Source organism: Micromonospora sp. NPDC005710 (genome assembly GCF_040630995.1).
GTDB lineage: Bacteria > Actinomycetota > Actinomycetes > Mycobacteriales > Micromonosporaceae > Micromonospora.
Genome location: NZ_JBEXYP010000003.1, coordinates 205,792 through 223,991, shown reverse-complemented (window position 1 = coordinate 223,991; position 18,200 = coordinate 205,792). Strand labels below are relative to the sequence as shown.

The following is an 18,200-nucleotide window of genomic DNA, read 5'->3' as shown; positions in this document are numbered from 1 at the left end:
CTTTCGGGTATCCCCGCCCGCATTCTCGTTCAGGAGTGAACCAGGCCGATGTCGCTGCTCGCCAGATTCAGCCTCGCCAACCGAGCGCTCGTCGCACTCTTCGCGGTGGTGATCACGGCGTTCGGGGCGTTCGCCGTGCCATCGCTGAAGCAGCAACTGCTGCCGTCGCTCGAGTTCCCCGCCGCGTTCATCGTGGCCCCCTACCCCGGCGCCGGCCCCGAGATCGTCGAGTCGCAGGTGACCGAGCCGATCGAGAATGCCCTCCAGGGCATCCCGGGGCTGGACAAGGTCACCTCCACGTCCCGCGAGGGAGCGGCCACCGTCCAGGTGACCTACGAGTTCGGCACCGATCTCGACGACGTGGTCAACAAGATGCAGACCGCGCTGAGCCGGATCGACTCCCAGTTGCCGGAGAGCGTCGACCCGCAGGTCATCGCGGGCAGCACCGACGACCTCCCGGCGGTGGTGCTGGCAGCGGCCGGCGCGACGGACGAGCGCGTGCTCGCCGAGAAGCTGCGCACCACTGTCGTGCCGGAGCTGGAGGGCATCGAGGGGGTCCGCACCGTCGAGGTGACCGGCACCCGCGACAACGTCGTGGTGATCACCCCCGACCCGGCGAAGCTGGCCGCCTCGAAGATCCAGCCGACGGCGATCGGCGCGGCGCTGAAGACCAACGGCGTGGCGGTTCCGGCCGGCGCGGTGACCGACGGCGCGCTGACCCTCCCGGTGCAGGTCGGCACGCCGATCGCCACACTGGATGAGCTGCGCGGCATCGTCGTCCTCCCGGCTGCGGCACCGGTCCGCCTCGGTGACGTGGCGACTGTCGAGCAGCAGCTCGCACCGGCCACCGCGATCACCCGGACCAACGGCAAGGACAGCCTCGGCATCGCTGTCACCGCGGCACCGGACGGCAACGCCGTGCAGATCTCGCACGAGATCCGCGACCGGCTCGACGACCTGAAGGACGCCTCCGGCGCGGAGCTGACTGTGGTCTTCGACCAGGCGCCGTTCGTCGAGAAGTCGATCGAGTCGCTGACCACCGAGGGCCTGCTGGGCCTGGTGATGGCGGTCATCGTCATCCTGGTGTTCCTGCTGTCGGTACGGTCGACGGTGGTCACCGCGGTCTCCATCCCGCTCTCCGTGCTGGTGGCACTGATCGCCCTGTGGATCGGGGACTACTCGCTCAACCTGCTCACCCTCGGCGCGTTGACCATCGCTGTGGGCCGGGTGGTGGACGACTCGATCGTGGTGTTGGAGAACATCAAACGACACCTGGAGTACGGCGAGGAGAAGCGGCACGCCATCATCACCGGCGTCCGGGAGGTCGCCGGCGCGGTGACCGCGTCCACCCTCACCACTGTGGCGGTGTTCGCGCCGATCGCGCTCGTCGGCGGGTTCGTGGGCCAGCTCTTCGCCCCGTTCGCGATCACCGTGACGGTGGCCCTGCTCGCCTCCCTGCTGGTGTCGCTCACCGTCATCCCGGTTCTCGCGTACTGGTTCCTCAAGCCGCGCGGCGGCACCGCCGACGACGAGGCGGTACGACACGCCGCGGAGGAGAAGGAGCTGCGCAGCCCGTTGCAGCGGGCGTACCTGCCGGTGATCGGGTTCGCCACGCGCAAGCGGTCGACCCGTTGGATCACCGTGGGGCTCGGCCTGCTGGTGATCTTCGGCACCTTCGGTCTGGCGCAGAAGTTGGAGACCAACTTCCTGGACGACTCCGGCCAGGACACCCTCAACATCAGCCAGGAGTTGCCGGCGGGCAGTGGCCTGGCGGCGACCGACGCGGCGGCCAAGCAGGTCGAGTCGGTGCTGTCCCGCACCGAGGGCGTCGAGACGTACCAGGTGACGGCGGGCGGTGGGGACAACCCGTGGGCGGGCGGCGGCGGCAACAACGTCGCCAGCTGGTCGCTGGCGCTCGGCGGTGACACCGACGCCAAGCAGATGCGTGAGGTGTTGCGCAAGGAGTTCGACAAGCTCGGCGACGGCGTGGGTGAGATCAGCTTCGGTGGCGGCCAGGAGGCGTCCACCAGCCAGCTGGAGGTGGTCGTCCAGGCCAGCGACCCGGAGGTGCTGACCCGGGCTGCCGAGGAGGCGCGGGCCGCGATGGCCGGCGTCTCGGACGTGGAGGACGTCACCACCAGCCTGGCCGCACGGGTGCCGCGGGTCGACGTGACTGTCGACCGGGTCGCCGCCGGTCGGGTCGGGCTCACCGAGGCCGCCGTGGGGCAGATCGTGTCGCAGGCGTTCCGGGGAGCACCGCTGGGTCAGGTCGCGCTCGACGGCCAGCAGCAGAACGTGGTGCTGCGGTTGGGCACGCAGCCGCCGATGACAGTGGAGGAGCTGCGGGCACTGCCGGTGGGCCCGGTCAAGCTGGGTGACATCGCGCAGGTCACCCAGGGCGAGGGGCCGCAGCAGGTCACCCGGATCGACGGTGAGCGCAGCGTGTCGGTGACCGGCGCGGCGACCGGCTCGAACCTGGGCGCCACCAGCAAGGAGTTGCAGAAGCGGCTGGACGGCCTGAACGTGCCGGGCGCGAGCTTCACCATCGGTGGTGTCAGCGCCGATCAGGCGGACGCCTTCGGTGACCTGGGCCTGGCGGTGCTGGCCGCGATCGCCATCGTGTTCCTGATCATGGTGGCCACGTTCCGCAGCCTCACCCAGGCGCTGATTTTGCTGATCTCCATCCCGTTCGCGTCGACCGGCGCGATCGGCCTGCTGTTGGTCACGGGGACGCCGCTCGGCGTGCCGGCGCTCATCGGTGTGCTGATGCTCGTCGGCATCGTCGTGACGAACGCGATCGTGTTGCTCGATCTGATCAACCAGTACCGGGCACAGGGCATGGGGGTCCGGGAGGCGGTGGTCGAAGGTGGCCGTCGCCGGCTGCGCCCGATCCTGATGACGGCGGTGGCGACCATCTTCGCGTTGCTGCCGATGGCGTTGGGGTTGACCGGTGAGGGTGGCTTCATCTCGCAGCCGCTGGCGGTCGTGGTGATCGGTGGTCTGCTCAGCTCGACGCTGCTCACGCTGATCCTGGTGCCGACGCTGTACACGATGGTGGAGCACACCAAGGAGTCGTTGCGGAGTCGGCGCGCCCGGCGGCGCTCCGGGGGGTCGGCGGTGACCACGACGGAGACCGACGAGGTGTCGACCCCTAACCAGGTCGCGGTGCCGAGCGACGCGCCCACCCCGGCGGCGGCCGAGGTCGCCCGGCCGGCCGGGCGACAAGCACCGTCCGCCGCGCTCGTGGAGGGCACCGACCAGTTCGAGGTGCTGCGGCTGCCCCGCAGCCGTACCTCGCCACTGCCGCCGACGGAGCCGACCGAGTAGGTCGTCTCGCGGTTCGGAACGCCCCCGGCGGATTGTCGCCGGGGGCGTTCTCAGGTCTGTCCGACGGAAACACTCCGACTCGACCGCCCCACACTTTCGGTAGCTTCTTGCATACTCCTCGTAGATGGGTTAGGGGTGTGGGCGGAGCGGGGCGGGTGGATGGCCGAGGGCACACGGGGGTGGAGGCGACGCGACCTGCTGCGTCGTGGCCTGCTGGTGGTCGGTGGTGGGGCCATCGGCGCCGGAACGTCCGAGGCGTGGTGGATCACCCATCGCCAGATGCCGATCGGCGGTGGCCCCGCCAGCGGCACGCTCGGCAACGGCCAGCAGGATGTCGGGTCCGGCGCGCTGGAGGTCGTCTGGTCGGGGCGGACGAACCAACGCCTGGTGGCCCTCACCTTCGACGACGGCCCGGCACCACAGTGGACTCCGATGGTGCTCGACACACTGGCCCAGCACCGGGTTCCGGCCACCTTCTTCATGGTTGGTGCGCAGGTCCGCCGGCACGGCGGCATCGTCCGCGACCGGCTCGCCGGGCACGAGGTGGGCAACCACAGCTGGCAGCACCGGGACCTGGCCAAGATGGACGCCGCCGAGGCGTACGACGACCTGCGCCGCAGCCACGATGCCATCGCGGACCTGACCGGGAGGGCACCGGCGCTCCTCCGCCCGCCGTACGGCCACCTGGGTGGGGCGGTGCTGCACGCGGCGGCCCGACTGGACTACCGGCTGGTGCTCTGGTCGTTGCAGATGGTCGAGCGTGAGTTCCCCGACGATCCGGCCGGCCACGCCAGACGGGTGGTGGCCGACGTCCGACCGGGAACGATAGTGCTCGGCCACGATGTGGGGGCGCCCCGGCGGCTCGTCGCACTGCGCGGGCTGACCGACATGATCAACGGGCTACGGTCAAGCGGCTACACATTCGTCACGGTCTCGGCGCTGCTGGGAGCGGGTGAGGCTTCGACGCCGACCAGGTAGGGTCGCGCTCCGTGGCGTCCACCCTCTCGGTTCTGACCGGCAATCGGAGCTTCCGCAACCTGTTCCTCGCCGAGTTGGTGGTCTTCGGCGCCGACTGGTTCGTCATGGTGCCGCTGCTGGTCCTGCTGCCGCACCTCACCGGCAGCGGTGTCTGGGGCGCGCTGGTGTTGGCGGTGGACACCGGCATCGTGGCGTTGCTGTTGCCGTACACCGGCACGATCGCCGACCGCTTCGACCGCCGGAAGATCATGATCGCCGCGAACGTGGCCGCGCTGGTCGGCGTGCTGCTGCTGCTCGGGGTACGCGACGCCGGGACGGCGTGGCTGGCGCTCGTCGCGATCGGCGTGGTGGCGGTCGCCAAGGCGTTCTACTCGCCGGCCGCCCAGGCGGCGCTGCCGAACGTACTGGAACCGCACGAGCTTGCCGCGGGCAACGCCGTCGCCGGCTCGGCCTGGGGCACCATGACGGTGGTCGGTGCCTCGCTCGGCGGCGTGCTCAGCACCGCTGCCGGCCCGTACGCCTGCTTCTGGGTGGCGGCGGTGGGCCTGGTGATGGCCGCGGCCCTCGCCACCCGGATCCGCCGGCCGTTGCAGGCGCCCCGGGACGCCGACGAACCGGCCCAGCGGACCTGGTCGGCGGTCCGCGAGGCACTCGGCTACATCGGTCACCGCCCCCGGGTGCTCGCGCTGGTCACCGTGAAGTCGGCGGTGGGCCTGGGCAACGGCGTGCTGACCGTGTTTCCGCTGCTGGCCGGCGTCTACGGTGTCGGCCCGCTCGGCGCCGGCCTGCTCTTCGCGGTACGCGGCGCGGGTGCGTTGGTGGGGCCGATCCTGATGCGCCGGGTGCTGACCAACCGGGCCTGGCTGCTGCCCGGGCTCGCGCTGTCCATGTCGCTCTACGGCCTGTCCTACCTGGGCGCCTCTGTGGTGCGGTGGTTTCCGCTGGTGCTGCTGCTGGTCTTCGTGGCGCACTTCGCGGGTGGCAGCAACTGGGTGATGTCGAACTTCGCCCTCCAGGGTGAGGTGCCGGACCGGTTGCGGGGGCGCGTCTTCGCCACCGACATGATGCTGGCGACGCTGGCGATCTCGGTGAGCCAACTGGCGGTGGCCCTGGTGGTGGACTCGGTCGACGAACGGGTGGTGCTCGCCGGCTGCGGACTGATCACCCTCGTGTACGCGGTCGGTTGGCGGATCGCCACCCGCCGGCTCTCGCTCACCGAACCGGCCGCCGAGCCGGTCCCGGACGCGGCGGGCTGAACTCGGCGGTCCCAGGCAGCGGACGCGACGTGGGTTCGTCGGTGCCGGGCCCTAGCATGGGCGCGTGCCGACGAACCTCACTGCCGGGCCGGTCCGGGTCCGGGTGCCCGCGACGAGCGCCAACCTGGGCCCGGGCTTCGACGCGCTGGGCCTCGCTCTCGGGCTCTACGACGACGTGGCCGCCGAGGTCGCGTCCGGCGGCGTCCGGGTGACGGTGACCGGGCAGGGCGCCGGTGAGCTGCCCGACGACGACCGGCACCTGGTGGTGCGGTCCATGCGGGCCGCGTTCGACGTGCTCGGGGTCCACCCCGACGGGCTTGCCGTGGAGTGCGTCAACCGGATCCCCCAGGCGCGCGGGCTGGGTTCCTCGTCCGCAGCGATCGTCGCCGGCGTGCTGTTGGCCCGAGCCCTCGTCGTCGACGGTGAGCAGCGCCTCGACGACGCTGGCGCGCTCCGGCTGGCCGCCGAGATCGAGGGTCACCCCGACAACGTGGCGCCGTGTCTGCTCGGCGGCTTCACAGTGGCCTGGTCCGAGCCGGGCGGCTCCCGGGCGGTCTCCCTGCCGGTCGCCGACGCGGTGCGGCCAATAGTTTTTGTCCCGGCGGAACGCGGATTGACAGCGACCGCGCGGGCGGCTCTGCCGGAGACAGTGCCGCACGGCGACGCCGCATTCAGCGCGGGACGGGCAGCGCTGCTGGTGCACGCGCTCACCGGGGCGCCGGCCCTGCTGTTGCCGGCCACCGCCGACCGGCTCCACCAGGGTTACCGCGCGGCCGGGATGCCCGGCACGTCTGCCCTGGTCAGTGCGTTGCGAGCGGCCGGTGTGGCGGCTGTGGTCAGTGGGGCGGGCCCGACTGTCCTGGCACTCAGCGAGCCTCCCGTAGGCTTTCCGGTGGGAACAGACTGGGAGATCTGGCAGTTACCGATAGACGTCAGCGGCGCGCGGGTTGTACGGGGTAGACTTGGACACGCCGAGCGGGACCCTGTTGCCGCAGGTCGGAAGAGTTGATTACGCTCTAGACCTAGCACAGCCGCGAAGCACGCGATCTCCTGCGGGGCGGCGCACCCCCGAAGCTCTCGGCGGTCAGCCCGTCTACCCCTGCCAAAGGCCCACGCCGCACCGCAGTTTCCACAGGTCGCCGCAGACGGCGAGACCTGCTCACCGACGTTGGTGAGTCGGGATACCGACCGGCTGCTGTGTAACAGACTCCCGCGACGCGTCCTTGCGAGGCGGGTGCACCGAGGCCGCCCGGCCACCTGAGTTCCGACTCCGGGCAGTCCCGGCCTTATCGAGGGAAGGAATCCATTGAGCGACACCACCGACGTGACGTCGGATGTTTCCAACGTCGCTGGCGATGCCACCGCCGCCGCTCCCGCCCGTCGTCGGCGTAGCGGCACCGGTCTGTCGGCGATGCTGCTGCCAGAGCTGCAGAGCCTGGCTGCGTCGCTCGGCATCTCCGGCACGGCTCGCATGCGCAAGGGCGAGCTGATCGCCGCGATCTCCGAGCGGCAGGGCGGCAACGCCGCCGGGACCCCTCGACCCCGGGCCGAGGTCGCGGCCGCGGCCGCCCCGACCCGTGAGGGGGTACGCGCCGAGGTGCGGGAGACCGCCGACCGGCCGGCCGCCGACGGTCGCGGTGCCGAGAAGGCGCCGGCCGAGCCGGCCGCCGAGACCGAGGGCCGTACCCGCACCCGGCGGAGCCGGACCGCGACGGCGGAGACCCGTGCCACGGAGTCGCGCCCCGCTGAAGCGCGTGCGACCGAGGCGCGTGCGACCGAGACGCGTGCGGTCGAGGCGCGTGCGACCGAGACGCGTGCCGACGAGGCGGAAGCCGGCGAGCGGGCCGACCGCGGCGAGAACCGCCGTGAGCGGGCCGAGCGTCCGGAGCGTGCCGACCGGGGCGAGCGTGCCGACCGGACCGAGCGCAACGACCGGGGCGAGCGTGCCGAGCGCAACGATCGGGGCGAGCGTGCCGACCGGGGCGAGCGTGCCGAGCGCAACGATCGGGGCGAGCGTGCCGACCGGACCGAGCGTGCCGAGCGCAACGATCGGGGCGAACGTGCCGAGCGCAACGACCGGGGTGAGCGTTCCGACCGGGGTGAGCGTGCCGACCGGGGCGAGCGCAACGATCGGGGCGAGCGGGCCGACCGGGGCGAGCGGGCCGACCGCAACGCCGGCAACGACCGGAACGCCGGCAACGACCGCAACGACCGTGGTCAGCGTGTCGAGCGGGACAGCGACGACGACGACGAGAGTGGCGGCCGGCGCGGCCGGCGTAGCCGCTTCCGGGACCGTCGCCGTGGGCGCGGCGAGCGCACCGAGACCGGTACCGACACCGGCGGGCGTGAGCCGCAGGTCAGCGAGGACGACGTGCTCGTCCCGGTGGCCGGCATCATCGACGTGCTCGACAACTACGCCTTCGTGCGGACCACCGGCTACCTGGCCGGCCCGAACGACGTGTACGTCTCGATGTCCCAGATCAAGAAGTACGGCCTGCGCCGAGGTGACGCGATCACCGGTGCGGTCCGGGCGGCCCGCGAGGGCGGCAACAGCGGTGACCAGCGGCGCGACAAGTACAACCCGCTGATGCGGCTGGACACGATCAACGGGATGGAGCCGGAGGAGGCGCGGCGGCGTCCGGAGTTCTACAAGCTCACTCCGCTCTACCCGCAGGAGCGTCTGCGGCTGGAGACCGAGCCGCACATCCTGACCACCCGGGTCATCGACCTGGTCATGCCGATCGGCAAGGGCCAGCGGGCACTCATCCAGTCTCCGCCCAAGGCGGGTAAGACGATGGTGCTGCAGGCGATCGCGAACGCGATCACCCGCAACAACCCGGAGTGCCACCTGATGGTGGTGCTGGTGGACGAGCGGCCTGAAGAGGTCACCGACATGCAGCGGTCGATCAAGGGCGAGGTCATCGCGGCCACGTTCGACCGCCCGCCGCAGGACCACACCACGGTGGCGGAGCTGGCCATCGAGCGGGCCAAGCGCCTCGTCGAGCTCGGACACGACGTCGTCGTGCTGCTCGACTCGGTGACCCGGCTCGGTCGGTCGTACAACCTGGCGGCGCCGGCCAGCGGCCGGATCATGTCGGGTGGTATCGACTCCACGGCGCTCTACCCGCCGAAGCGCTTCCTCGGCGCGGCCCGCAACATCGAGAACGGCGGGTCGCTGACCATCATCGCCACGGCGCTGGTGGAGACCGGGTCCATGGCGGACACTGTCATCTTCGAGGAGTTCAAGGGCACCGGCAACGCCGAGTTGAAGCTGGACCGGAAGATCGCCGACAAGCGGACCTTCCCGGCCATCGACATCAACCCGTCCGGTACGCGTAAGGAAGAGGTCCTGCTCGCACCGGAAGAGCTGGCCATCATCCACAAGCTCCGGAAGGTGCTGCACTCGCTGGACTCTCAGGCCGCGATGGATCTCCTGCTGGACCGGCTCAAGCAGTCCCGCACGAACATCGAGTTCCTGATGCAGATCGCGAAGTCGACGCCGGGGGAGTGACGATCCCGGATTGACGGCGAAGGGGCACGGCCACGACGGCCGTGCCCCTTCGCCGTGTCCGTTGGCCCCGGGCCCTCAGAAGTCGCCGTCGGCCACCTGGAAGACGGTGAGGCCGAGGGATCGCCACATCTGGACCACCTGGACGCGGTCGTCGAAGACGCCGGCCACCCGGTACCTGTCGCGGATCTCCCGGTCGTAGATCTCCCGTTTGACGATCGAGTCCTTCCGGGAGTCGCCGACGGCGCGCAGGTGCAGGCCCAGGTAGGGCACTCGTACGTGCCGGGCCAGCCACGCCTCGGTGGCCGTGCGGGCGGAGGCGTCCCGCCCCGAGCAGAACACCACCCCGTACCCGGCGGCGTGCATCGCCCGGACCGCCGCGATCACCGCCGTGTTCGGCTGGTCCTGGCTTACCCGCGTCATGTCGTACGGGCTGCGGGAGACCGCCAGCGCGACGGTGCCGTCGATGTCCACCAGGACGATCTCCGGTGGCTCGGTCGACGGCGGATGCACCACGGCGGAGCCTCCGGTACGGGCCGTCGGCACCGGCAACGGCAACTCCCGCCCCTGAAGGTACCGCTCGTGCAGTCGGCGGATCGCGTCCGCGCCGACCTGCTCGTCGGCCGGGCGGGCGGCGTCGCGGCGCAGGCACTCGGCAAGTGGCACGTCGGTGAAGTCGTGCACCTCGACATCCGCGCCGTGGCGGTTGGCCAGCTCGACCCAGCCGCGCAGGGCCCGCGCGCGTAGGTTGGTGTCGTCGACGCAGACGTCCGCCCGGGCCCTCAGCAGCGCCTCGACCTGAGCCTGCTGCACGGCGGTCACCTGTGCCTCGGCCCACGTGGTGAACAGCCGCTCGCCGTGCAGCATCCGGCGCAGGTCGTCGCGGTTCACCCGCGCTACGGACGGCTGGAGCGTACGGGCGAACGTCGTCTTGCCCGAGGCGGGCAGTCCCCGGGTGACGATGAGGCGTGTCATCGGCGCACCTCGGGTTCGACGGGCGTGGCGGACGTACCCCGGGTGGGGTACCCGGCGGCGGGCCGGCGGGCGCGCGAATGTCCCGTTGGGCGGCGGGAATGCGGACGGGTAGGCACGTGTTGACGATGCCGGACGAGGTGTGCGGCCCGATTACCGGGTCGGCTCAGGCCCATGGCACACTGGTCAATCGGCCACCGGTTCCGGTTCACGCCCGAGCCCGTCGCGTACGGCGCGACGAGCGATGACGGCGACCCGGCGACCACCAACGAGAGGACCGAGGCGATGAAGGCAAACATCCACCCGGAGTACGTGACCACCGAGGTCAGCTGCTCCTGTGGCAACACGTTCACGACCCGCAGCACCGCCAAGGGCGGGGCGATCCACGCCGAGACCTGCAGCGCCTGCCACCCGTTCTACACCGGTAAGCAGCGCGTTCTCGACACCGCCGGCCGGGTCGCGAAGTTCCAGCAGAAGTACGCCAAGGTTCAGGCCAAGAAGGCCAAGTAGTTCCACGTTCGGCGCCCGCGTCCGGTTTACCGCCGGACGCGGGCGCCGTCCGCGTTTCCCTCCGTTTTCCGCCCGGCCGCTGGCCTCTCGGCCCGGCCTGGTCGTCGCGCACCGTCGAAGGAGCATCCGCAGCATGAGCAGCGAGCGTCTGGCCGGCCTTCTCGACGAGTACGCGCAGCTGGAGAAGCGGTTGGCCGACCCGGCCATTCACGCCGACCAGGCCACCGCGCGCAGGGTCGGCCGCCGGTACGCCGAGCTGGTGCCGCTGCACAAGGCCGCCGGCGAGTTGGAGCAGGCCCGCGCCGACCTGGCCGCGGCTCGTGAGCTGGCCGCGGAGGACCCGTCCTTCGCCGGTGAGGCGGATTCCATCGCCAGCTCCCTGCCGGTGTTGGAGGAGCGCCTCGCCGAGCTGCTCATTCCGCGTGACCCGCACGACGCCAAGGACGTGATCGTCGAGATCAAGGCCGGTGAGGGTGGCGAGGAGTCGGCGTTGTTCGCCGGTGACCTGCTGCGGATGTACACCAGGTACGCCGAGCGGCACGGCTGGCTCACCGAGGTGATCGACGCCCAGGATTCGGACCTCGGCGGGGTCAAGGACGTCTCCCTGGCGATCAAGACCAAGGGTGTGCCGGACGGCGGCAACGGCGTCTGGTCGCGGCTCAAGTGGGAGGGCGGCGTGCACCGGGTGCAGCGTGTCCCGGTCACGGAGTCGCAGGGCCGGATCCACACCAGCGCCGCCGGGGTCCTGGTGCTGCCGGAGGCCGAGGACGTCGACGTGACGATCGACCAGAACGACCTGCGCATCGACGTGTTCCGGTCGTCCGGCCCGGGTGGTCAGTCGGTGAACACCACAGACTCGGCGGTGCGGATCACCCACCTGCCGACCGGCATCGTCGTCTCCTGCCAGAACGAGAAGTCCCAGTTGCAGAACCGGGAGCAGGCGATGCGGATCATGCGGGCCCGGCTGCTCGCCGCCGCGCAGGAGCAGGCCGACGCCGCCGCCTCGGACGCGCGTAAGGCCCAGGTGCGCACCGTGGACCGTTCGGAGCGGATCCGCACCTACAACTTCCCGCAGAACCGGATCACCGATCACCGGATCGGCTACACCGCGTACAACCTGGATCTGGCGCTCGGTGGCGAGCTGGACGGGGTGCTGGACGCCCTCACCGAGGCCGACCGGGCCGCCCGACTCGCCGGCGACACCGAGCTGACCCGCCGCTGACCGATCAGCTCGCGCGGGGGCGACTCTTGGCGCGGAGCATCTCGCGGTCGGCCTGCTCGAACGCGACGCTCAGCGCGTCGCGCAGCCCGCCGCCACCGGAGACCTCGGCGAAGCCGATGCTCACCCCGACCGGGGTGCCCGGCACCAACGATTCCCAGTCCTCCAGGCGGACCGCGGCCTCGATCCGGCGGGCCACCTCGGCGGCCTCGGCCATGCCGGTGTCCGGCAGCACCACCACGAATTCGTCACCGCCGTAGCGGGCCACAAAGTCGTCCCGGCGCATCACCCGGTTGATCACACCGGCGATGCGTTGCAGGACCAGGTCACCGGAGTGGTGCCCGTGCCGGGTGTTCACCGCCTTGAAGCCGTCCAGGTCGCAGACGCCGATGACCACCCGGTCGCCGCGGGTGACCACGGCGGTGATGTACCGCTCCAGCCGGCGGCGGTTCGGCAGCCCGGTGAGCGGGTCGGTCAACGCCTCACCCTCGAAGCGCGCCGCCTCGCGGCGCATCTCCTCATGGTCGATGCGGGCGGCGATGCCGTCGATGTAGACGTCGCGCAGACGGTCGTTGCGCTGAGCGGCGAGCCGGAACGCCAGTCGGTCGGCCCGGTGCGCGGAGAGGTGGTCCCCGGCGCGGGTCAGCGCGATGCTACGCAGCCGGGCCGGCTCGGCCGCCCCGAGCGTCTCGTTCGAGACCCGGACGGTGTCCAGTCGGGCGACCGCCTCGATCGGCCGACCGTCGGCGACGGCGAGGCACACCTGCCCGAGCTGCCGCAGGTCACGGGCACGGGCGCTGTCCCCACCGTGGCTCAACAACCGGGCCGGCTCGGGGCCCTCGGTCGCCACCTGGTCGCCGAGAGCCGCCTGTCGGGCCGCCGCGTAGCCGTAGGCGGCGAGGCTGCTCGGGCGGAGCTGACCGGCCCGCCCGGCGCGGACGAAGCGGGTCAGGTCGGAGGCCACGTCCCGGAGCACCCGCAGGCAACCGTCGCTGTCGCCGTTGTGGTCCAGGGCGACGGCGTTGCGCAGGCGGATGCCCGGCGCGGCGAACGTCTCCTCCGGGATCCCGGCGGTCAGCCCGAGTTGCCGGGCCCGCTCGATGGCGCCCAGGGCGTACCCGTGGAAGCTCAGGTAGCTGTAGGCCATGGCCAGGTCGTGCCAGCCCCAGGCGGTGTCCCGGTCCGGGTCGGCGACGGCGCCCAGCGCCCGGGCCGCCCGGACGAGGTGCATGACGCAGCGGTCCAGTGCGCCCTGGTGATGGGCGGCGAGCGCGGCGAGGGCGTTGAGGTGCCCGTGCAGGTAGGGCTCCGCGAGGTCACGGACCGCCGCCGATGCCTCTTCGATGGCCCTGGTGAACTCGGCGGTCCGACCGAGATTGATCAGCGCGGAGAGGCGTTGCACCATCGCGTCCGCCCGCGCCGCCGGGTCGGTGGTGGTGCGAATCACACGCTCCAGCAGGACGTACGACTCCGCAGAGCGGCTTGCCTCCTGCAACGCCCGGGCGTGCGTGAGGGCGTCAACCTGGTCATCGACCCGGTCGAGCCAGCCCACCCGCCAACCTCCTGTCGTGCGCGCCCGCGCGCACCTGTTCGTCACGTCGCCCGCGACGCTTCATGATTATGTCGTGAGTACTTTGCCGCAACACCCCCCCGAAGGGACAGGCCCCATCCGGCCGTCCGCCGCGGTGGCCCGAGCGGCCCGTGCGCTCGCCGCCGCCGGGGTCGGTTCCGCCCGGGCGGAGGCCGAGGTGCTGGCGGCGTACGTGCTGGGGGTTCCCCGGGGTCGGCTGGCTCTCGCCGCCGGTCTCGGCGACGACCAGTTGGCGCGGCTCGACGAGCTGACCCGCCGCCGCGCCGCGCGTGAGCCGTTGCAGCACCTGACCGGTCGGGCCGGGTTCCGGCACCTGGAGCTGTCGGTCGGCCCGGGTGTCTTCGTGCCCCGCCCGGAGACCGAACTGTTGGCCGGCTGGGGCGTCGAGCAGGCCCAGGGCCGGCCCGACCCGGTGGTGGTGGACCTGTGCAGCGGCTCGGGCGCGATCGCGCTGGCGGTGGCTCAGGAACTGCCGGCGGCGCGGGTCATCGCGGTGGAGCGGTCTCCGGCGGCGCTGACCTGGCTGCGGCGTAACGCGGCGGAGCGGGCCGCGGCGGGGGACCGGCCGATCGAGGTGATCGAGGCCGACGTCACCGCGCCGGACCTGCTGGCGGAGCTGGTGGGCCGGGTGGACGTGCTGCTCTGCAACCCGCCCTACGTACCCGACGACGTGGTGGTCCCGCCGGAGGTGGCCGCGCACGACCCGGCGGAGGCGGTCTTCGGCGGCGCGGACGGGCTGGTGGTGATCCGGCCCGTCGTCGCACGGGCGGCGGTGCTGCTGCGCCCGGGTGGCGTGTTCGGCGTCGAACACGACGACACCCACGGCACCGCGGTGCCCGGGCTGCTCGCCGAGGAGGGCGGATTCACCGCTGTCGCGGAGCATCTGGACCTCACCGGACGTCCCCGCTACGCCACCGCGTCCCGACGGGCGGACGGCCAGCACGCCCCGATCGGGGCGGCGTGGCAGACTGACTCCTCGTGATGCTCTACGACTGCCGGTCGCCCGCCGATCGGGACCGCGGCATCGCTGCGGCGATCGAGGCGGTCAAGAACGGCGAGCTTGTTGTTCTCCCGACGGACACCGTCTACGGGATCGGCGCGGACGCGTTCACCCCGTACGCGGTGAAGGCGCTGCTGGATGCCAAGGGCCGGGGTCGGCAGATGCCGCCGCCGGTGCTGATCGGCTCGCGGCACACCCTGGACGGGTTGGTCTTCTCGCTGCCCACCGCCGCCCGGGACCTCGTTGAGGCGTTCTGGCCGGGTGCCCTGACGATCGTGGTCGAGCACTCGCCGAGCCTGCAGTGGGACCTGGGCGACAAGACCGGCACGGTGGCGGTGCGGATGCCGCTGCACCCGGTGGCGTTGGAGGTGCTGCGCGAGACCGGCCCGATGGCGGTCTCGTCGGCGAACAAGACCGGCCAGCCGGCGGCGGTCACCGCCGACGAGGCTCGTGACCAGCTCAGCTACTCGGTGCGGGCCTACCTGGAGGCCGGTCCCTGCCCGGACCCGGTGCCCAGCACGATCGTGGATCTGACCGGTGAGGTGCCGCAGTTGTTGCGGGCCGGGGCGATCCCGCTGGAGAAGCTGCGCGACGTGGTCCCGGATCTCGTCGACGGTCGGGCGGTCTGAGTGCCCCCGTTCACGGTTCTGCACGTCTGCATGGGCAACATCTGCCGCTCGCCAATGGCGGAGCGGCTGCTCGCCCTGGCGGTGCGGGAGCGGCTGACCCGGCGTACGCAGGACCCGGCTCAGGCCGAGGAACTGGTGCACAGCCACAGCGCCGGCACGGGTGGCTGGCACGCGGGTGAGGAGATGAACCCGCCGGCGGCACGGCAGGTCACCGGCCGGGGTGGGGACGTGGCGGGGTTCGCCGCGCGCAAGCTGCGCTCGGACCACATCGACGCCGCCGACCTGGTGCTGACCGCCACCGCCGACCAGCACGAGTACGTGGTGGCGCTTCGTCCGGACGCGGCGGCCCGCACGTTCGTGCTGGGCGAGTTCGGTCGGTTGCTCGCCGCTGTGGACGCCGCCGCGCTGCCGCCGGGCGACGCCACCCCGGAGGCCGTGTACGCCCGCGGGGTGGCCCTGGTGGCGGCTGCCCACGACGCACGGCTGGGCGCGTCGTCGCTGACCACCGATGATCTGGACGACCCGTGGGGTCGCGGTGACCAGTGCTTCAGCCGGGTCGCCGACGAGATCGAGGAGACGGTCCACCCGCTGGCCGGCGCGCTGCTGCCCTGAGCGTGGTGCGAGTTTCCTCCGGGTTTGGGGAAAACCCAGGGCCAAAGGGGCGTTCCGGGTCATTCTGAACGGGTCCTAGCGTGACCGGCTCCTGCGGGGAGAGCTGATGATCCGGGCCCAACTCGACAAACTGCTGACCGTGGTGATCGCCGGAGTGCTGGCCGGGCTGGTGCTGGCCGCCGCCGCCCTGCCCGCGGCCCTGGTCTTCGGGATCGGCTTCAGCGCCCTGTCGACGCCGTACTCGGAGCTGCCGAACACACTCCGGACGCCGCCCACCGCGCAGCGCTCCAACCTCTACGCCAACGACGGCACCACAGTGATCACCTCCTTCTACCAGGAGGACCGGGTGGACGTGCCACTGCACGAGGTGGCCCCGGTGATGCGCCGCGCGATAGTGGCCGCCGAAGACGTCCGGTTCTACCAGCACAGCGGGGTCGACCTGCGGGGCGTGGTGCGCGCCTTCACGGTCAACAAGCGGGACGGCCAGACCCGACAGGGCGCCTCCACACTGACCATGCAGTACGTCCGCAACGTGCTCAGAAACGACCCCCGGCTCACCGAGGCGCAGCGGGACGCCGCCACCGAACTCACCACCGTCCGCAAGCTTCAGGAAATGAGGTACGCGCTCGCGTTGGAGCGGGAACTCGACAAGGACGAGATCCTGACCCGCTACCTGAACATCGCCTACTTCGGCGCCGGGGCGTACGGCATCGCGGCGGCCAGCAAGCGGTACTTCTCCCGCTCCCCGGCCGAGTTGACCCTGGCCCAGGCGGCACTCCTCGCCGGTCTGGTCCGTTCGCCGGACAGCGACGACCCGATCAACGGCGACGCCGACAGTGCGGTGGCCCGACGGTCGTACGTGTTGGAACGGCTGGTCGAGACGGGGCAGGTGCCGGCGGACGCGGCGGCGACGGCGCGCGCCGAACCGTTGCAGCTGCGGCCCAGCGAGACCCCGAACGACTGCACCGGCGTGCCCGACGCGCACAACGACTGGGGCTTCTTCTGCGACTGGTTCACCCGCTGGTGGAGCAACCAGTCCGCGTTCGGGGCGACAGCCGACGAGCGGCAACGCGCGCTGCGCCGGGGAGGGTTCTCCATCGTGTCGTCGCTGGACCCGGGGGTGCAGCGGGCCACCACCACGCAGGTGCGGAAAATTTATCCGCCGAACACCGCCGAAGCGGTGCCGACCGCTGTGGTGCAACCGGGCACCGGGCGGGTCCTGGCGATGTCGGTGAACCGGACCTACAGCGTGGCGGGCAACCCGGTCGGGCAGAAGAACAGGCCGAACACCGTCAACCAGTTGATCGCCGGCGGCGGCGCGATCGAGGGGTACCAGGGCGGTTCGACGTTCAAACTCTTCACCCTGCTGGCCGCGCTGGAGTCCGGCCTGCCGCTGTCGACCGACTTCGTGGCGCCGACCCAGCTGCTCACCCGTTTCCCGGTCACCGGGGAGGCGAGCTGCGACGGACGGTGGTGCCCGGCGAACGCCAGCCCGTCGTCGATGGACGGCCCCCGCACCATGTGGAGCGCGTTCGGCCGCTCCGTCAACACCTACTTCGCCTGGCTCACCGAAAAGGTCGGCGCCGACCGGGTCGTGGAGATGGCCGAACGACTCGGCATCGTGCTGCGCGCCGAGTCCGACGCCAAACTGGCCCGCTACGGCGCGAAGGACTGGGGCCCGTTCACCCTGGGCGTCGCCGCGACCACCCCGTTGGACCTGGCCAGCGCGTACGCCACCGTGGCGGCCGAAGGAACCTGGTGCGCGCCGCTCCCGGTGGTCTCGATCACCGACTCGGGGGGTCGGCCGGTGGACGCCGCCAAGCCGGACTGCCGACAGGTGCTCGACCCCGACGTGGCGCGGGCAGCCGCCGACGCGGCCCGCTGCCCGGTCGGCGACCAGTCGATGTACGGGCGCTGCGACGGCGCCACCGCCCCCGGGCTGCGGGCGAAGCTCGGACGTCCGGTGGCGGGCAAGACCGGCAGCTCCGAGCGGTACGAGACGGAGACGGTGGTGGCGTTCACGCCGCAGCTCGCTGTCGCCTCGATGGCCGCGAACCCGGACGATCCCCGGGACGCGGTCGGTCAGGCGGTCCAGGCCCGAATGGTGAACGCGGTAGGTGAGGTTCTCGCCTTCGCCCTGCGCGACCAACCGGTCCGCGACTTCGTCCCCCCCAGCGAACGAACCGCCTTCCAACTAACTGGAGCCCGCACCGGCAACTAACCAACCCTCCCGCCCTGCCGGTCCTGCCGCCGTGCCGGTCCTGCCGCCGTGCCGGTCCTGCCGCCGTGCCGGTCCTGCTGCCCTGCCGGTCCTGCTGCCCTGCCGGCCCTGCCGCCCTGCCGGCCCTGCCGCCCTGCCGGTCCGCCCGGCCCGCCCCGCCTCTCGCCCCGCCCTGCCGGGCCCCGCCTTTCGCCCGTGCCCGCCCGGCCCCGCCCTCTGCCCCGCCCCGCCCTCCCGCCACGCCGATCTTGCACTTACTGTCGGGACAAAAAATGCGGAAAAGAGCTAATCGGCAACACAAAGTGCAAGATCGCGTAAGCGGCCGGGAGTGCGGCGCTCGAACCGCGTCGATCATGGACTTGTGGTGGGCATCAAAT

Annotated in this window: 13 protein-coding genes; 11 read left to right on the top strand and 2 right to left on the bottom strand. The window is 71.8% G+C overall.

Features of this window, described 5'->3' with window-relative positions:
- The first annotated feature begins 48 nt into the window (after positions 1–48).
- The 5 genes from ABZ406_RS05460 (at position 49) to rho (ending at position 9,072) form a co-directional block, all read left to right on the top strand.
- Positions 49–3,327: an efflux RND transporter permease subunit gene (locus ABZ406_RS05460; protein ID WP_357756111.1), complete on the top strand. Its 3,279-nt coding sequence runs from the start codon at positions 49–51 to the stop codon at positions 3,325–3,327.
- 159 nt (positions 3,328–3,486) lie between these two features.
- Positions 3,487–4,305: a polysaccharide deacetylase family protein gene (locus ABZ406_RS05455; RefSeq protein WP_357756110.1), complete on the top strand. Its 819-nt coding sequence runs from the start codon at positions 3,487–3,489 to the stop codon at positions 4,303–4,305.
- An 11-nt stretch (positions 4,306–4,316) separates the two neighbouring features.
- Positions 4,317–5,561, top strand: a complete 1,245-nt coding sequence (locus ABZ406_RS05450; RefSeq protein ID WP_357756109.1) for an MFS transporter — start codon at positions 4,317–4,319, stop codon at positions 5,559–5,561.
- A gap of 64 nt (positions 5,562–5,625) precedes the next feature.
- On the top strand, positions 5,626–6,570 hold the full coding sequence (gene thrB, locus ABZ406_RS05445; protein WP_357756108.1) for a homoserine kinase: 945 nt from the start codon (positions 5,626–5,628) through the stop codon (positions 6,568–6,570).
- Positions 6,571–6,867: 297 nt separating this feature from the next.
- The gene (gene rho / locus ABZ406_RS05440; protein ID WP_357756107.1) at positions 6,868–9,072 is read left to right on the top strand and encodes a transcription termination factor Rho; all 2,205 of its coding nucleotides are present in this window, start codon (positions 6,868–6,870) and stop codon (positions 9,070–9,072) included.
- 75 nt (positions 9,073–9,147) lie between these two features.
- On the opposite strand, the gene ABZ406_RS05435 is transcribed toward rho, so the two are convergent.
- Positions 9,148–10,044 carry an AAA family ATPase gene (locus tag ABZ406_RS05435; protein WP_357756106.1) on the bottom strand — a complete coding sequence of 299 codons (897 nt, stop codon included), beginning with the start codon at positions 10,042–10,044 and terminating at the stop codon, positions 9,148–9,150.
- Positions 10,045–10,326: 282 nt separating this feature from the next.
- On the opposite strand from ABZ406_RS05435, the gene rpmE reads away from it, so the two are divergent.
- Together rpmE and prfA are read left to right on the top strand one after the other, a co-directional pair.
- Entirely contained in the window at positions 10,327–10,551 is a 225-nt protein-coding gene (gene rpmE / locus ABZ406_RS05430; protein WP_030333150.1) for a 50S ribosomal protein L31, read from the top strand.
- Positions 10,552–10,684: 133 nt separating this feature from the next.
- Positions 10,685–11,773 (top strand): peptide chain release factor 1, encoded by a 1,089-nt coding sequence (gene prfA, locus ABZ406_RS05425; protein WP_357756105.1) that lies wholly within the window; start codon positions 10,685–10,687, stop codon positions 11,771–11,773.
- Between the two features lie 4 nt (positions 11,774–11,777).
- Here the strand turns inward: prfA and ABZ406_RS05420 are convergent, their stop codons facing one another.
- Positions 11,778–13,322, bottom strand: a complete 1,545-nt coding sequence (locus ABZ406_RS05420) for a GGDEF domain-containing protein (protein WP_357756104.1) — start codon at positions 13,320–13,322, stop codon at positions 11,778–11,780.
- 73 nt (positions 13,323–13,395) lie between these two features.
- Between ABZ406_RS05420 and prmC the strand changes: the two genes are divergently transcribed.
- The 4 genes from prmC to ABZ406_RS05400 all read left to right on the top strand — a co-directional run bounded on the left by prmC (position 13,396) and on the right by ABZ406_RS05400 (position 17,823).
- Positions 13,396–14,343 (top strand): peptide chain release factor N(5)-glutamine methyltransferase, encoded by a 948-nt coding sequence (gene prmC, locus ABZ406_RS05415; protein WP_357756103.1) that lies wholly within the window; start codon positions 13,396–13,398, stop codon positions 14,341–14,343.
- Positions 14,343–14,990, top strand: a complete 648-nt coding sequence (locus ABZ406_RS05410; RefSeq protein ID WP_091406475.1) for an L-threonylcarbamoyladenylate synthase — start codon at positions 14,343–14,345, stop codon at positions 14,988–14,990. The genes prmC and ABZ406_RS05410 overlap by 1 nt, the downstream gene beginning before the upstream one ends.
- The gene (locus ABZ406_RS05405) at positions 14,991–15,602 is read left to right on the top strand and encodes a phosphotyrosine protein phosphatase (protein ID WP_357756102.1); all 612 of its coding nucleotides are present in this window, start codon (positions 14,991–14,993) and stop codon (positions 15,600–15,602) included. It begins immediately after the preceding gene.
- Between the two features lie 106 nt (positions 15,603–15,708).
- Complete coding sequence (locus tag ABZ406_RS05400) at positions 15,709–17,823, top strand: transglycosylase domain-containing protein (protein ID WP_357756101.1); 2,115 nt, start codon at positions 15,709–15,711, stop codon at positions 17,821–17,823.
- The last annotated feature ends 377 nt before the right edge of the window (positions 17,824–18,200 follow it).

What these genes read in the sequence shown, in the direction of transcription:
- ABZ406_RS05460 (WP_357756111.1), top strand. Translation starts at nt 49, where the DNA reads ATGTCGCTGCTCGCCAGATTCAGCCTCGCCAACCGAGCGCTCGTCGCA.
- ABZ406_RS05455 (WP_357756110.1), top strand. Translation starts at nt 3,487, where the DNA reads ATGGCCGAGGGCACACGGGGGTGGAGGCGACGCGACCTGCTGCGTCGT.
- ABZ406_RS05435 (WP_357756106.1), bottom strand. Translation starts at nt 10,044, where the DNA reads ATGACACGCCTCATCGTCACCCGGGGACTGCCCGCCTCGGGCAAGACG.
- rpmE (WP_030333150.1), top strand. Translation starts at nt 10,327, where the DNA reads ATGAAGGCAAACATCCACCCGGAGTACGTGACCACCGAGGTCAGCTGC.
- prfA (WP_357756105.1), top strand. Translation starts at nt 10,685, where the DNA reads ATGAGCAGCGAGCGTCTGGCCGGCCTTCTCGACGAGTACGCGCAGCTG.
- ABZ406_RS05410 (WP_091406475.1), top strand. Translation starts at nt 14,343, where the DNA reads ATGCTCTACGACTGCCGGTCGCCCGCCGATCGGGACCGCGGCATCGCT.
- ABZ406_RS05400 (WP_357756101.1), top strand. Translation starts at nt 15,709, where the DNA reads ATGATCCGGGCCCAACTCGACAAACTGCTGACCGTGGTGATCGCCGGA.